At 68.6% G+C, this 13,848-nt stretch carries 13 protein-coding genes; 3 read left to right on the top strand and 10 right to left on the bottom strand.

Annotated features, from left to right (window positions below):
- Nucleotides 1-27: 27 nt before the first annotated feature.
- From JOE53_RS08650 to JOE53_RS08635, 5 genes are read right to left on the bottom strand one after another with little or no spacing between them, the layout of a single operon-like run.
- Complete coding sequence (locus JOE53_RS08650; RefSeq protein WP_204947429.1) at nucleotides 28-654, bottom strand: hypothetical protein; 627 nt, start codon at nucleotides 652-654, stop codon at nucleotides 28-30.
- Nucleotides 651-1,118 carry a hypothetical protein gene (locus tag JOE53_RS08645; RefSeq protein ID WP_204947428.1) on the bottom strand — a complete coding sequence of 156 codons (468 nt, stop codon included), beginning with the start codon at nucleotides 1,116-1,118 and terminating at the stop codon, nucleotides 651-653. The genes JOE53_RS08650 and JOE53_RS08645 overlap by 4 nt, the downstream gene beginning before the upstream one ends.
- Nucleotides 1,118-1,768, bottom strand: a complete 651-nt coding sequence (locus tag JOE53_RS14745; RefSeq protein ID WP_233449523.1) for an alpha/beta hydrolase family protein — start codon at nucleotides 1,766-1,768, stop codon at nucleotides 1,118-1,120. The genes JOE53_RS08645 and JOE53_RS14745 overlap by 1 nt, the downstream gene beginning before the upstream one ends.
- A 4-nt stretch (nucleotides 1,769-1,772) precedes the next feature.
- Nucleotides 1,773-2,729 (bottom strand): hypothetical protein, encoded by a 957-nt coding sequence (locus JOE53_RS14740; protein ID WP_233449522.1) that lies wholly within the window; start codon nucleotides 2,727-2,729, stop codon nucleotides 1,773-1,775.
- Nucleotides 2,726-3,151 (bottom strand): hypothetical protein, encoded by a 426-nt coding sequence (locus JOE53_RS08635; RefSeq protein ID WP_204947427.1) that lies wholly within the window; start codon nucleotides 3,149-3,151, stop codon nucleotides 2,726-2,728. The genes JOE53_RS14740 and JOE53_RS08635 overlap by 4 nt, the downstream gene beginning before the upstream one ends.
- 125 nt (nucleotides 3,152-3,276) lie before the next feature.
- Here JOE53_RS08635 and JOE53_RS08630 point away from each other — a divergent pair, with 125 nt between their 5' ends.
- Nucleotides 3,277-4,104, top strand: coding sequence for an aldo/keto reductase (locus JOE53_RS08630; RefSeq protein WP_204947426.1), 828 nt, complete (start codon nucleotides 3,277-3,279; stop codon nucleotides 4,102-4,104).
- 54 nt (nucleotides 4,105-4,158) lie between these two features.
- Here JOE53_RS08630 and JOE53_RS08625 read toward each other — a convergent pair whose 3' ends face one another.
- Complete coding sequence (locus JOE53_RS08625; RefSeq protein WP_204947425.1) at nucleotides 4,159-5,757, bottom strand: dolichyl-phosphate-mannose--protein mannosyltransferase; 1,599 nt, start codon at nucleotides 5,755-5,757, stop codon at nucleotides 4,159-4,161.
- Nucleotides 5,758-5,780: 23 nt separating this feature from the next.
- On the opposite strand from JOE53_RS08625, the gene rsmI reads away from it, so the two are divergent.
- Nucleotides 5,781-6,596: a 16S rRNA (cytidine(1402)-2'-O)-methyltransferase gene (gene rsmI, locus JOE53_RS08620; protein WP_204947424.1), complete on the top strand. Its 816-nt coding sequence runs from the start codon at nucleotides 5,781-5,783 to the stop codon at nucleotides 6,594-6,596.
- Between the two features lie 7 nt (nucleotides 6,597-6,603).
- On the opposite strand, the gene JOE53_RS08615 is transcribed toward rsmI, so the two are convergent.
- The 4 genes from JOE53_RS08615 to JOE53_RS08600 all read right to left on the bottom strand — a co-directional run bounded on the left by JOE53_RS08615 (nucleotide 6,604) and on the right by JOE53_RS08600 (nucleotide 12,559).
- Entirely contained in the window at nucleotides 6,604-8,556 is a 1,953-nt protein-coding gene (locus JOE53_RS08615) for a glycoside hydrolase family 13 protein (protein WP_204947423.1), read from the bottom strand.
- A 113-nt stretch (nucleotides 8,557-8,669) separates the two neighbouring features.
- Nucleotides 8,670-9,602, bottom strand: a complete 933-nt coding sequence (locus tag JOE53_RS08610) for a sugar ABC transporter permease (RefSeq protein WP_036284674.1) — start codon at nucleotides 9,600-9,602, stop codon at nucleotides 8,670-8,672.
- 1 nt (nucleotide 9,603) lies between these two features.
- Nucleotides 9,604-11,232 carry an ABC transporter permease subunit gene (locus JOE53_RS08605; protein ID WP_204947422.1) on the bottom strand — a complete coding sequence of 543 codons (1,629 nt, stop codon included), beginning with the start codon at nucleotides 11,230-11,232 and terminating at the stop codon, nucleotides 9,604-9,606.
- A 73-nt stretch (nucleotides 11,233-11,305) separates the two neighbouring features.
- Nucleotides 11,306-12,559, bottom strand: coding sequence for a sugar ABC transporter substrate-binding protein (locus JOE53_RS08600; RefSeq protein WP_204947421.1), 1,254 nt, complete (start codon nucleotides 12,557-12,559; stop codon nucleotides 11,306-11,308).
- Nucleotides 12,560-12,791: 232 nt separating this feature from the next.
- Here JOE53_RS08600 and JOE53_RS08595 point away from each other — a divergent pair, with 232 nt between their 5' ends.
- Complete coding sequence (locus JOE53_RS08595) at nucleotides 12,792-13,805, top strand: LacI family DNA-binding transcriptional regulator (protein ID WP_204947420.1); 1,014 nt, start codon at nucleotides 12,792-12,794, stop codon at nucleotides 13,803-13,805.
- The last annotated feature ends 43 nt before the right edge of the window (nucleotides 13,806-13,848 follow it).

Raw genomic sequence — 13,848 nt, 5'->3', positions numbered from 1 at the left:
CCCTCCATCGTATTGCGCTCGGGACGATCAGGCGCTCGGGCGGAACCCCGACACTTCCACGATCGCGTCGAAATAGGTCAGCAGCACGTTCGGAATGTCGCCGAGCGGGCTCGAGAGCACCACGAGAGCGAGCTTCTTCGAGTCCGGGACGGGGTACCAGTAGTGGGCGACGAGGCGGCGCTGCGTGAAAGCCTCGCCGTTCTCGACCTCGACCGACTCGTCGATCCGATGCGCGCGGACCACCTCGCCATCCGCGAACGGACGCCGCACCGCCGTGGCCGACATCTCGGGAGCGATCGTCGGCAGGGCCTCGTCGAGCACGGCGAGCACGCGCTCGGGGTTCGTGCCGATGGCGGGGCTCATCCGGAACCGGTCGTCGTCGAAGAGTGTCAGCATCGCGGACATCGGCTCCCCGGGGCCGAGCTCCGTCTGCAGCAGCAGCAACCGCCCGTGCGCCTCGCGCGCGGCCCGTGCGGCCTCGACGAGGTCGTCGCGCATCTTCCGGCGGGCCGTGGCGTGCTGGTCGGCGGTGCCCAGGGTGCCACGGGCGACGTCGGCCGCCGAGGCGCGCGCCTCCTCGTCGTCGTCCAGCGCGACGGGCCACCACGTGCCGACGAGGCGGAACACGAGCTCCGGGACGGCGTCGTCGCTCACAGCTTCTCGAGGTCGACGCGACTGAGCGTGACACCGCCGTCGTGCAGCGCCGTCACGTCGTCGGGCAGGCCCGCGACAGCGGTGGAGAGGTCGACGATCTTCTCCTCGTCGGCGACGTCGCGGGCGATCACGGTCACGGTCTCGATGCTCGCGGGCGTCGTATCGCGGATCGCGACCAGGATCGCGACGAGACGATCGGTGGTCATCGGTTCATCGGCGGCGACGAGCACGCTCACCGACAGGGTCTTCGCCATACCGGAGGTGCTCACGGTGCCCAGGGGGTCTTCGGCCCCCGGGTCGGCCGCCGAGATGGCGGCATAGACGCTCTGCAGGTCCACGTCGGTTCCTTCCTGAGATGCGCTGGATGCGGCGGGCGCAGCGTTTCCGGCCGTGCACGCGGTGAGCGCCGCCATCGCGAGCACCGCCGTCGCGGCTGCGACGGCGACGCGGTTCGATCCGGGCATCATTTCTCCTGCCAGGAGTAGTAGGTGGTGTCATAACCGTACGTGCTGCCGTCGCCGATGAAGTACGCGTCGAGGTCGTCCTGTGTGCCGCGGGGCACCCGGTCGATCTGGTTCTGAAGCGTCGAGTTGTAGGCGGCGGCGTTGTGGATGCCGCCGACTCCCTGGGACGCCAGAGGCGAGGGGGTGTTGATCGTCGTCCAGTTGGGCCGCTGCTGCGCGTATCCGTCGGTGCCCAGGGAGATCACCGAATCGAGGCGTGGCACGGGGTCGCCGACGTGCTGCACCGAGACGACGGTCGTCGAGGACGGGATGGGCATGCTGTCGATCGGCGCGCCGGCAACCACGACCGCGTCCCAGTTGTAGTCCGAGTTGTAGGCGGCGAGGTGGCCTGCCATGATCCCGCCCTGGCTGAAGCCGACCAGCATCACCGGGTCGTCCGGGCCGACCCCGGCCTGCTGCATCGCCTGCAGGACCGCGCGCTCGTACTGCGATCGCAGGGACGGCGTGAGCATGAGAGCGAGATTGCTGTCGAGATCGTTGACCGCGCCCTGGTCGCCGTTGAAACGAGAGAGCCACTCCTGCGTGCTCGGCAGAGCGACACGCCAGCGCACGACGCCGTCGGCGTCGACCACCTTCGTGACCTTGATCACAGTCTCATCGGCGCTGTCCTCGGTGTAGTGACCGAGGGAATCGACGTAGCCCGCGTCCTTGAGGGCGTGTGCGAGATCGGTGGGCTCGCCCTGCGAATCGCGCTTCTCCCTCCGTGTGCGGTCGTATTCGTTCACCTGCGGGGTCGGCTTGAGGACGTCCGAGAGGATGCTCGTGAGAAGGAATCCCGCGAGCAGGCCCACCACCAGCGCCGATGAACGGACCGATGAACGGGATCATCGACAGCAGCGCATAGACCAGCGCGAGGATGAGGACGGTTCCCACCAACGCCAGAACGGTCGCGACGAGCCGCTCGAGCTCTTTCCACAGATCTTGGAGGACGTCGCCGATCCACTTTCCGAGGTCGGCGAAGAACGATCCGAGACCCTCGAAGAAGTTGCCGACCGTGTCGAGCCACCCCTCGTTGGTGGCGTCGATCGCGCTGTCGATGAGCGACATCGCGCGCTGTGCGGCGGCTTCCATGTCGCGTCGGGCCTGCTCGTGGGCCTCTCGCGCGGCGGTGGCCGCGTTGTCGTACCGACGGGCGGCCGCGCGCGCATCGGCCAACTGGCGTTCCGCCGCCTCGATGTTGCCGGCGGGGGCCGCCGACTGCTCGAGGGCGCGGACCTGTCTGTCGTATGCGGCCACCTGGGTGTCGGCGTTACCGGCGTGCCGCTCAGCGTAGGCCTCGCTGGCGTCGGCCTCGTCCGCCTTGCGGTGCGCCTCGCGCAGGGCCGCGGCGTACTCGACCAGAGCGTTCGCCGTGCCCGCGTAGCGGCCATAGGCGGCCGAAAGGTCGCCGGCGACCTGGCCACTGCGCTCGCGGATCGCGTCCAGCGAACGCGCGGTGCTGGCGTAGGCGAGGTTGCGCAGATCGTCGGCGGCGCGCTCGATGCGGCTCGCCGACGACACGTACGTCGCGGCGCGCGCCGCGAGCGCCTCCGGGTTGCCGGGAAGAGTCATCGGTCACCTCCTGCGGGCGGAGTCGGCGAGGGTCCCGGTGACGGGCTCGGCGTCGGCGCGGGCGCTGCCGGGGCGGCGGGCGCGGTGCTCTTGCCGATCTCGTCGTTCAGGTTGGTCGCGGCGGTCTGATCGCCCGCCGCCGACTGCTGGAGGGCTGAGGCGAGGTTGGTGTCGAGGTCCTCGAACGTGTCGACGACGGCGCGGAGGTAGTCCGCGATGAACGTCAGGTTGTCCTCCAGCTTTCCGCGGGCGATGTCCCACTTGTCGCCGAAGTCGCGCACTTTGCCGGCCAAGCCGTCGTGCCCCGTGTAGCCGGCCGTCTCGTCGGCGATGCGCTCGGCCGCCGAGAAGTCTCCCGCGATCCGCTCGGCGCTGGACGCGCTCGCCAGCACCTCGCCGACATCGATCTTCAGGTCGCTCATGTGTCCGCCTCCCTCCGTCAGACCCTACGGGAGGGCGCAGACGGGTCGCGATGGGGAGAACAACCCATGCGGTGGATGCCGCGGCATCCACCCTCGGCGTCGGCGCGGACGCCTACGCTGGACGGATGAGCATTCCCCTCCTCACCCTCAACGACGGACACACCATCCCGCAGCTCGGCTTCGGCGTCTTCAAAGTCGATCCCGCGCAGACCGAGCGCATCGTCAGCGACGCCCTCGGGGCCGGTTACCGGCACATCGACACCGCCGCGATCTACGGCAACGAGGACGGCGTCGGACGTGCGATCGCCGCCAGCGGCATCGCCCGCGACGAGCTCTTCATCACCACGAAGCTCTGGAACGATCGTCAGGCTGGCGATGAGCCGTTCGCCGCCATCGACGAGAGCCTGCAGAAGCTGGGCCTGGACGCCGTCGACCTGTACCTCGTGCACTGGCCCGCGCCGGCCAACGGCAACTACGTGAACGCGTGGGAGAAGATGGTGCAGATCCGCGAGGCCGGTAAGGCCCGCAGCATCGGCGTCTCCAACCACCTGCCGTCGCACCTGTCCGAGATCATCGCGGCCACGGGTGTCACGCCCGCGGTCGACCAGATCGAACTGCACCCGGCCTACCAGCAGCCGGACGTCGCCTCGTTCGCGAAGGAGCACGGCATCCTGATCGAGGCGTGGGGGCCGCTCGGACAGGGCAAGTACCCGCTCTTCGACGAGGCGCCCGTAGCCGCCGCGGCGGCGGCCCACGGCAAGACGCCCGCGCAGGTGGTGCTCCGCTGGCACATCCAGCAGGGCCACATCATCTTCCCGAAGTCGAACAACCCCGAGCGCATCCGCGAGAACCTCGACCTGTTCGACTTCGAGCTGAGCGACGACGAGCAGTCGGCGATCACCGCGCTCGAGCGCGGGGGTCGTGTCTCCGCGCACCCCGACGAGGTCAACTGACCCGACCGTCACCGGAGCGGTCCCGCACCGTTCCGGTGACGGTGCCGTCGTGTGTCAGACCCAGCCCTGCATCCAGTTGTGCAGACGGTAGAAGTCGTAGGGGACCTGCGTCGCCGACCACAGCGGACACCAGAAAGCCGACAAGACCACCGCCGCGACGAGGAACACGATCACGACCCGCTGTCCGGCCGTGCGGCGCTCGTGCGGGGCGTGGGCCGCGCCAGCGACCTCCCGCAGCGCGAAGGTGAGCGCCAGCAGCAGGAACGGCCAGATCACGATCGTGTAGAACTGGAACACCGTGCGCTCGGGATACATCAACCAGGGAAGCCACGTGGCCGCGATGCCGACCAGCACCACGGCGTAGCGCCAGTCGCGAGCGACGGCGAAGCGGTACACGAGGTACAGCGCGGCGATGACCGAGCCGTACCACAGCAGCGGATTCGGCATGCTGTACAGCACCTGCAGGCAGCCGTTGTCGTCGCTGCAGCCGTTCTTGCCGTCGAGGCTGGAGAACGCGTACATCGACGTCGGACGCCAGAGGAACGGCCACGCCCACGCCGCGCTGGAGTAGCTGTGCGGGGAGGTCATGCCCGCCATCGAGGCGTAGATGGTCTCGTGGTACTTCCACAGACTCTGCAGGGGAAGCGGCACCCAGGAGAAGAACCCCGTGGCGGGGCTGATCTCGGCGACCTTGCGGTCGTAGCCGCCGTCACTGAAGAGCCATCCACTCCAGGAGCCGAGGTACACGACGAAGGCGACCGGCACCAGCAGCACGAACGAGGCGAGCCCCTGCCGCACGGCATCCATCGGCCAGAAGGTGACGCCGAGTCGTCGACGTTCGAGTGCATCGGTGACGACGAGGTAGAGCCCGATGGCCGCGAGGACCCAGACCCCCGACCACTTCACCGCTGTCGCCGCGCCGGCGGCGGCCCCTGCGGCGATGATCCACGGACGGTTCCAGAGCACGGCGCCCCATGCGGGAGGCCCGTCATCCACCCCGCGTGCGACGATCGCGGCGGCGAGGCGGTCGAGGTGGCGTCGACGATCGAGAAGGGCGAACCAGAACGCCAGCACGATGAAGAACGCCAGGAACACGTCGAGCAGCGCGACCCGGCTCATGACGATGCCGAGGCCGTCGATCGCGAGGAGGAAGGAGGCGACGGTCGCGAACACCGTCGAGTTCGTCAGCGTCTTCGCGACGAGGAAGAGCAGCAGCACGAGGGCTGTGCCGAACAGTGCGGTCATGGCTCGCCAGCCGAAGGAGCTGTCGGGTCCGAACAGCCACATGCCGAAGCCGATGAGATACTTGCCGAGCGGGGGATGGACGACGAAACTCGGATCGCTCGTGAAGATGTTCGTCTCGCCCGCCGCGAATCGTGCATCGGCGCCGTCGGGCCAGGTCGCCGCATAGCCGAGATTCCACTGGCTCCACGCGTCCTTCACGTAGTAGGTCTCGTCGAAGACCAGCACGTGCGGATGCCCGAGGTTCCAGAAGCGAAGGATGCCGGCGAGCAGCGTCACCGCCAGCGGAGCGAGCCATCCGTACAACCGCTGGAGTCGTGGATCGTCCGCGACGCGCTCGCGCCAACGGTCGTACGCAGACCGGCGCACGGGTGGCAGCAGCGGTGGGATCGGCTCGGCGGTGGTCGACACGGCCACCAGCCTAAGCTGAAGCGGTGATCATCCTCGGTGCGACTCCCATCGGCAATCTGGGCGACGCGTCGGCGCGGCTCGTCGCCGCGCTCGAGCAGGCGAGCGTCATCGCCGCCGAGGACACCCGCACGACGCAACGGCTGCTGCAGGGGTTGGGCATCGCCAATCGTCCGCGGCTGGTCGCCCTTCACGACCACAACGAGAAGCAGCGTGCGGCCGAGCTCGTCGCCCGTGCGCGTGAGGAGGACCTGCTCGTTCTGAGCGATGCGGGGATGCCGACCGTGAGCGATCCGGGGTACGGCCTCGTCGCCGAGGCCGTCGCACAGGGCGTCGCGGTCACGGCACTGCCGGGACCGAGCGCCGTGGTCACGGCGCTCGCCGTGGCCGGGTTGCCCACCGATCGCTTCACCTTCGAGGGATTCCTGCCACGCAAAGCCGGAGAGCGTGCACGCGCTCTCGCTCTGCTGTCGAGCGAGCCGCGCACGATGGTCTTCTTCGAGGCGCCGTCGCGTCTGGCCGAGACGCTGCACGCCATGGCCGCCGCCTTCGGTGCCGATCGGCCCGCCGCCGTCTGCCGGGAACTCACCAAGCTGCACGAGGAGGTCGTCCGCGACGGTCTGGCAGCCCTCGCCGACTGGGCCCGCGAGGGGGTCCGCGGCGAGATCGTCGTCGTCGTCGGCGGAGCGCCGGCTCGCGACGTGTCGGCCGAGGACGCTGTCTCGCAGGTGCAGGCCCTCGTGGCCGACGGCGTCCGTTTGAAGGACGCCGCTGCCGAGGTCGCGGCAGCGACCGGCTTGTCCAGCCGCGACCTCTACCAGGCGGTGCTCGCCTCGCGGTGATGCCCGCTCAGACGGCGGGACCGCCCAACTGCGCGAAGGCCTCCGGCGTTGCGACGGACCGCTCCGCACGCGCGGGCGGAGCGGTGACGCCCGGCAGCGTCCAGACGGCGAAGCTCGCTCCTCTGCCGTGCAGGCGCACCGCGCCGTCATCCGCGACGAGTTCGACCGTCCCTGCCGCATAGCGCGCGGCCCTGGCCGTCGCCGCGCCGACCAGGGCCATGTCGAGACGGATCTCGACGTCGGTACGAGCGGCGAGGACCAGCACCGCCTCGTCCGCGTTCTCGCGGATGAACACGAGCGCATCGTCGTCCGCGTGCAACCAGCGCAGGCCGCCCGTCGAGAGCGCCGCGTGCGCGCGACGAAGGCCGATGAGCTCACGGTAGAGGCCGATGCGGGCGGCGATCTCGGGTTCGCCGATGCGCTCCCAGGGGAGTGGGGTGCGGCTCATCTCACCGTCCACGGCCTCGAGTCCGAACTCGTCGCCGGCGTAGACGACGGGGATGCCGGGCAGCGTCATCGACAGACCGACGGCGAGCGGGATCATCTCCGCCGCGGCGTAGGTGGCGAACCGGGCGGTGTCGTGGGTGTCGAGGGCCGACATCGTCCCGCGCTGCACACGCCACGGAATCTGGCTGGTGAAGAGCCGGAGCTGGCGCACGAACTGCTGCGCGGTGTACCGCGGCATCCCGGTGGGCAATCCGAAGAACCACATCTCATCGCTGACGCGGCCGTCGAAGCCGCGGTGAGGGATGCGTCGGGCCTCCGCGAGCCACGACCACACGCCGCGCGTGAACGCCGGGTAGGTCATGCCGCCGTGCCAGGCATCTCCCTGCAGGTCGCTGGCGGCATCGTTCGTCGACTCGGCGAGCAGGAGCGTGTCGGGCGAGACCTCGATCATCGTCCGGCGCACCGTTTGGCGCACGACGGCGTTGAGGTCTTCGGCGCCGAGTCGACCGGTCATGTTGGCGACGTCGATGCGCCACCCGTCGATCCCGTACGGCTGCGCGAGCCAGCGGGCGACGACGGAGTCGGGTCCCTCGATGAACCGGCGCCGCAGTTCGGCGCTGTTCCAGTCGAACTTCGGCAGCGTCGCCGCATCCAGCCACGTCTCGTAGGTGGTGTGGGCCGCATCGTGGAAGTAGTAGAAGTCGGCTTCCGCCGCGTCGGGCCGACCGTACGCGTTGCGGAACCACTCATGGGCGACGCCGGAATGGTTGGTGGTGAGATCGCCGATCACGCGGATGCCGCGCGCGTGCGCTGCCTCGATGAGACGTCGGTAGGCGTCGTCGCCGCCGAGGAGTTCGTCGACGTGATCGAAGCTGGCGGCGTCGTATCGGTGATTCGACTCCGCGGGGAAGATCGGCGTGTGGTACAGCGCGTTCACACCCAGATCGACGAGGTGGTCCAGCCGGTCCACGACGCCGTCGAGGTCTCCGCCGTAGAGCTGCCGGCTGCGACCCGGGTGGGAGGGATCCAGCGGGTCATCCCAGGCTGCGGGGATCGCCCACTGCGGAAGCGGGCGGTCGGCTGCGGCATCCGATCGCGCGAAACGATCGGGGAAGATCTGGTACAGCACGGTGTCGGCCATCCACGGCGGCGGCGGGTTGCCGGCGACGAGGGCGAAATCCTGCGCGTCGAGGACGTCGACGTCGCTGAGCCCGCCCTGGTTGAGGATCTGTACCGTTGCGTCGCTGCGGACGAGATGGAAGCGGTAGCCGTGGCGCGGGTTGGCGACGACGATCCGCGCCGACCACCATTGCCACCCGTCCCGTTCGCCGTCGCACTCGGCCTCCACCCACGCCGGCTCGTGGTCGGGGTTGCTGCGCACCACGACCCGGTCGACTCCGCCGTAGGCGCGGGGCACGCGGAGGCGGACGGTCACCTCGTCGCCGAGAGCCGGATCGGGGTGCGAGACGTACAACGGCGAGCCGTCGTGGTGCGGGCAGGTGGGATCGATCATGAGAACCTCCGTGGAACGCCGACAACACGTCGGCACTGGTGCGACGTGGTTGCACGGACATCCGTGGCAGAGCCCTCTGATTGTGTGGTGTGCGGCGCGGGTCGGGTCGTGCGCTACTTGACCGAGCCGGCCGTGAGGCCGCCGACGATGAAGCGCTGGAGGCCCAGGAACAGTGCCATCGGCAGGATCGCCGCGAGCACGGCGCCGGCAGCGAACACGCTCCAGTTGCGCGCCGTCTCCTGCGAGACGAACTGGTACAGCCCCACCGCCAGCGTCTGCTTGTCGGGATCGACGAGGACGACGGACGCGATGAGGAAGTCGTTCATGGTGCCGATGAACGACAACAGGCCGATCACAGCCAGCACGGGGGCGACCAGGCGCAGGATGATGGTGAAGAAGATGCGAGCGTGCCCGGCGCCGTCGATCTTCGCCGCCTCGTCGATCGAGGCCGGCACGGTGTTGAAGAAGCCGTACATGAGGAACGTGTTCACGCCCAGCGCGCCGCCGAGATAGACCATGATCAACCCGATCTGGGAGTTCAGACCCAGTGCCGGGAAGATGTCGCCGATCGCCGACATCAGCAGGAAGATGGCCACCACGGCGAGCAGCTGAGGGAACATCTGCACGAGCAGCAGCGTCAGCAGTCCGAAACGGCGGCCGGTGAAGCGCATGCGCGAGAAGGCGTAGGCGGCGAGCGCGCAGAGCACGACGGTGAAGAACGACGTCGTCAGCCCGATGAACACCGAATTGACGAACCAGTTGCCGTACGGGCGCAGCGGGTCTTGGAACAGGGCGATGTAACTACCGATGTCGACCGTGGCGAACAGGCTGTTGGCCGTCAGCAGCGTCCCGCCCGGGTTGAGCGAGGCCGAGAGCACGTAGACGAGCGGGAACGCCGAGAAGACGAGCATCGCGAGGCCGACGAGGTGGCGCCAGCCGGTCTCGCGGAACCACCGGCCGAACCGGCGACGCGTCTCGTGGGCGACGGTTGGGCTCGGCGGGGTCGCTGCCGTGCCGGTGACGGGGAGGGTCTCAGCAGTGGTCATGTCAGTTCAGCTCCTCGAGCACCTTGGTCTGGCGGAAGCTGAGGTAGGAGATGACCGCCACCAGCACGAAGATGATGATCGAGAACGCGCTGGCCAGGCCGTAGTCGCGTTCGGCTCCCACGAAGGCCACCTTGTAGACCATCGAGATCAGAATGTCGCTCGCGCCGACGTTGATCGACGCGTCGGCGAAGCGCGGGCCGCCGCCGGTGAGCATGTAGATCAGATTGAAGTTGTTGAAGTTGAACGCGAACGAGGAGATCAGCAGCGGCGCCACCGACACCAGCAGCAGCGGGAACTTGATGTGGCGGAAGATCTGCCATACACCGGCGCCGTCGACACGCCCCGCTTCCTGGATGTCGTCGGGGATCGCCTGGATGGCACCCGTCGTGACGAGGAACATGTAGGGGAAGCCGAGCCAGAGGTTCACGACGAGAATCGACACCTTCGCCAGCAGGGGATCCTGCAGCCAGGGGATCGACGCCCCTCCGAGGATGGACTGGTTGATGAAGCCGAAGTCCTGGTTGAACATTCCCTGCCAGACCAGCGCCGACAGGAACGCGGGGAAGGCGTACGGGAGGATCATGATGACCCGGTAGTACTTCTTGCTCTTCATCCGCGGATCGTTGAAGACGATCGCGAGGAACAGGCCGAGGGCGAAGGTGGTCGCCACCGACAGGATGGCGAACACGAACGTCCAGACGAGCACGGCGAGGAAGGGCCCACGGATCGACTCGGTGGAAAACGCCCGGACGAAGTTGTCGACGCCGACCCAGACCTGCCATCCCGTGGCGAGGGTCTGCCCGTCGGCGGAGGCGAACGAGCCGTTGCCGTTGTCCGTGTAGACGACGCCCGTCTGCGTGTTCGTCATGGTGCCTGCGGCGGCATCCCACACGAGCGTGGAGACGTACTGGTAGGCCGTCGAGCCGTCGCGGGTTTGGAGCGTGCCGTCGTTGGGATCGGTGGAGAAGGGCACCGCCATCGACGAGATCGTCGCCTGGTTGGCCACGAGCTGAGCGAAGTTCAACGTGGTGTACCCGGGAAGCGTCGCCGCGCGGCCGCCCGTGAACTCGGCATCCGACGCCGCCTCGAGCGGCTGGTCGGCGCTGCCGATCTCGGCGGTGCCGTCGGGAGTGGTCACGAGGAAGAAGAGGGCGCCGTCCTTCTCGAGGACCGACATGGGATAGGCGGCCGAGTCCTCGACGCGCTGCTGGTTCTGGATGAGCAGCGCGTTGACGGCGTCGTCCTTCGTCGACACGTGTCCCGAGCCGTAGTTCGTGAACGCGATGTAGATGCAGTACAGCACCACGAAGATCTGGAAGACGAAGAGGAAGACCAGGCCCGGCGTCAGGTACTTGGCAGGCAGAAGGCCCGGCTTCAGGTAGACGACGTTGATCGCGAGGATGCCGAGGGCAACGACCGCTGCGATGACGACGCTGTCCTTGGTCAGCAGGACGAGGATCGCATAGACGGCCATCGCGTCGATGATGCCCAGGCACACGATCTTGACCAGCCAGACCTTCCACCCGGCGCCTGCGGCTTCGGCCCAGGCCTCGGCGCGTCGGCGGCGCCGTGCCGCGGCGCGGTCTTCGGGCGCGCGCGTAGGCGGCGCGGCGATCGTGGGGCCAGTCATCTTCGACTCCTGTCGGAACGTGGGGGGATCGGGGTGCGGAGGGGTGAGCGTGAGCCCACCCCTCCGCACGGGGTCAACCGAGCTTGGCGGCGATCGAGTCGGCCATCTGGGTCCACTGCGCGGCAGGGTCGCCGCCGCCCTTGATCAGGGCGGCCTCCGTCTTGCCCCAGTCGTCCCACACCGAGCCCATCTGCGGGATGGACGGCATCGGCACCGCGTTCGCGCCGACCTCGGCGAAGCCGGCGACGATCGGGTCGGACTTGGCAGCGTCGAACGCGGCGGTCAGTGCCGGGGGACGCCCGCCGGCCTTGAAGAGAGCCGTCTGCACGTCGGCGGTGGCGATGTAGTTCACGAGGAACTCGTTCGCGATCAGCGCGTTGGCGCTCTTGGCGCTCACGAAGAACGTCTGCACGCCGGCGAAGGGCTGTGCGTCACCGCCGCCCGCCGTCGGAATCGCGTCGACCGCGACGTCGATGCCGGCCTTCTGGGCGTCGGCGACGTTCCACGGGCCGGTGAGGAAGTACGGCGACTTGCCGGCGTTGAAGGCTTCCTTGGCCAGGTCGCCGGAGAGGTTGAGGTTCAGCACCTTGGTGCCGGTGTCTCCCTGCGCGGTGAGCCACGCGGCGAACTTCTGTCCGCCCTCGTCGCCGATCGACAGCTTGCTCGCGTCGTACGAGCCATCGGCATTGCGCCCGAAGACCGAGGTACCGAAGGAGGTCTGGAACGGGTACAGGTGGTACGGGTCGGACGCCTGCGGGTCCAGGCCCACGACGAACGGGTACTCCGTGCCGGCGGCGCGGCCCTTCGCGATCATGTCGTCGTAGGTGGCCGGGGTGGAGTCGGCCAGCGCGGTGTTGCGCAGCACGGCGATGTTCTCGATGGCGTACGGAAGGCCGTAGGTCTTGCCGTCGTAGGTGACCGCCTCGATGGCGACCTTCTCGAAGTCGGCCGCCTTGTCGCCCAGTTCGACCGGCGCCACGATTCCGTCCTTGACGAACGCGCCGATCCAGTCGTGCCCGCCGATCGTGATGTCGGGTCCCTTGCCCGTAGGCACCTGTGCGGTGAACTCGTCGCGGATCTTGCCGTAGTCCTTGACGACGAGGTTGACCTTGACGCCCTTCTCCTGCTCGAACTTCTTCGCCACATCCTCGAGCGCTCGAGCACGGTCGGCGTCGACCCACACGGTCAGCTCGCCGCTGGTGGCGGCCTGTGCGTCGCCGCTGGTCGTCGGTTGTGCGGTCGTGCTGCCGGAGCAGCCGGCGAGCGCCAGGATGCCGGACGCCACGAGCAGTCCGAGGGCGACGGCGCCCTTCTTCTTCACCTTCATCGGTGTGCCTCTCTCTGAGATCACAGGGGGAGATGGGCCGTAGCTCGGCTGCTCCGCCGCCCTGTCGTGATGTCGCACCGGGTGCGAACCCCTCCATTGTGCGGTCGAAAAGTGCGCGATCACGGGTTCGTTATGTAACTGTGACCGGTTACAGTCCCCGGACTGTGATCGATTACAGTGAAGGGTGCGGTTGTGGCCGTGTTCGTTGTAGACACCGGTAGAGTCGGCTCTCGTGACACCCAGCGATGTGCCGAAGAAGCCGACCATCCGCGACGTCGCCGCCGCGGCCGGCGTCTCGTACGGAACGGTCTCGCGCGTGCTCAACGGAGGGCACTGGGTGTCGCCCGAAGCCCGCGCCGCCGTCGATGCCGCGATCGTCTCGACGGGCTACACGACCAATCAGGCTGCGCGCAGCCTCGCGACCGGAAAGACCGGCTCGCTCGCCTTCCTTCTCACCGAGTCCCAGCACGTCCTGCTGTCGGATCCGAACATGGCGCTCCTGCTGCGAGGGGCGACCGATGCGGTCTCCGAGCGTGGGATGACCCTCGTGCTCCTGATCGCCGACACCGAGCGCGAACAGGCCAACGCGGCCCGATATGTGCGCGCCGGCCACGTCGACGGCGTCCTGCTCGTCTCCTCTCACGAATCCGATGATCTGCTCGGCTCGTTGGTGAACGCGGGCGTGCCGACCGTGTGCTCCGGCATCCCGCTGTGGCAAGGGCGCACCGTTGCGCACGTCGCCATCGACGAGGTGGGCTCGGCACGCACGATGACGCGGCACCTCATGGATGGCGGGCACCGCCGCATCGCGCTGATCACCGGACCGCTCGACACCCCCAGCGGCCGTTTCCGCCTCGACGGCTTTCGCGACGAACTCGGCGACCGCTTCGACGAGGACCTCGTCGAAGCGGTGCCGTTCACCCGTGAGGCGGGCGCGGAGGCGATGGCTCGACTTCTCGCGCGCGCGCCCGACGTCGATGCGGTGTTCGCGGCAAGCGACCTGCTCGCCGTCGGTGCCGCTCAGACGCTCGCTGCGCAGGGGCGACGCATTCCTCAGGACGTCGCGCTCGCCGGTTTCGACGACTCGGGGCTCGCCGAGGCGCACACGCCGCCGCTGACCACCATCCGCCAGCCCTGGGCCCAGATCAGCGCCACGATGGTCGAGATGGTGCTGGAGGCGATCGCCGGCGGCCATCCGGATGCCGTCGTGCTGCCCACCACGCTCGTCGTTCGCGAAAGCGCCTGAGAACCTCGCCGACGCACCGACGGCTCGTCGTCACACGCGGGAG

The sequence above is a fragment of the Microbacterium laevaniformans genome (assembly GCF_016907555.1).
In the GTDB taxonomy this organism is placed as follows: Bacteria; Actinomycetota; Actinomycetes; order Actinomycetales; family Microbacteriaceae; genus Microbacterium; species Microbacterium laevaniformans.
Note: the sequence above shows the minus strand (reverse complement) of the source record. Positions and strands in the feature narration are given on the sequence as shown.

What these genes read in the sequence shown, in the direction of transcription:
- JOE53_RS08645 (WP_204947428.1), bottom strand. Translation starts at nt 1,118, where the DNA reads ATGCCCGGATCGAACCGCGTCGCCGTCGCAGCCGCGACGGCGGTGCTC.
- JOE53_RS08610 (WP_036284674.1), bottom strand. Translation starts at nt 9,602, where the DNA reads ATGACCACTGCTGAGACCCTCCCCGTCACCGGCACGGCAGCGACCCCG.
- JOE53_RS08630 (WP_204947426.1), top strand. Translation starts at nt 3,277, where the DNA reads ATGAGCATTCCCCTCCTCACCCTCAACGACGGACACACCATCCCGCAG.
- JOE53_RS14740 (WP_233449522.1), bottom strand. Translation starts at nt 2,729, where the DNA reads ATGACTCTTCCCGGCAACCCGGAGGCGCTCGCGGCGCGCGCCGCGACG.
- JOE53_RS08635 (WP_204947427.1), bottom strand. Translation starts at nt 3,151, where the DNA reads ATGAGCGACCTGAAGATCGATGTCGGCGAGGTGCTGGCGAGCGCGTCC.
- JOE53_RS08615 (WP_204947423.1), bottom strand. Translation starts at nt 8,556, where the DNA reads ATGATCGATCCCACCTGCCCGCACCACGACGGCTCGCCGTTGTACGTC.
- JOE53_RS08605 (WP_204947422.1), bottom strand. Translation starts at nt 11,232, where the DNA reads ATGACTGGCCCCACGATCGCCGCGCCGCCTACGCGCGCGCCCGAAGAC.
- JOE53_RS08600 (WP_204947421.1), bottom strand. Translation starts at nt 12,559, where the DNA reads ATGAAGGTGAAGAAGAAGGGCGCCGTCGCCCTCGGACTGCTCGTGGCG.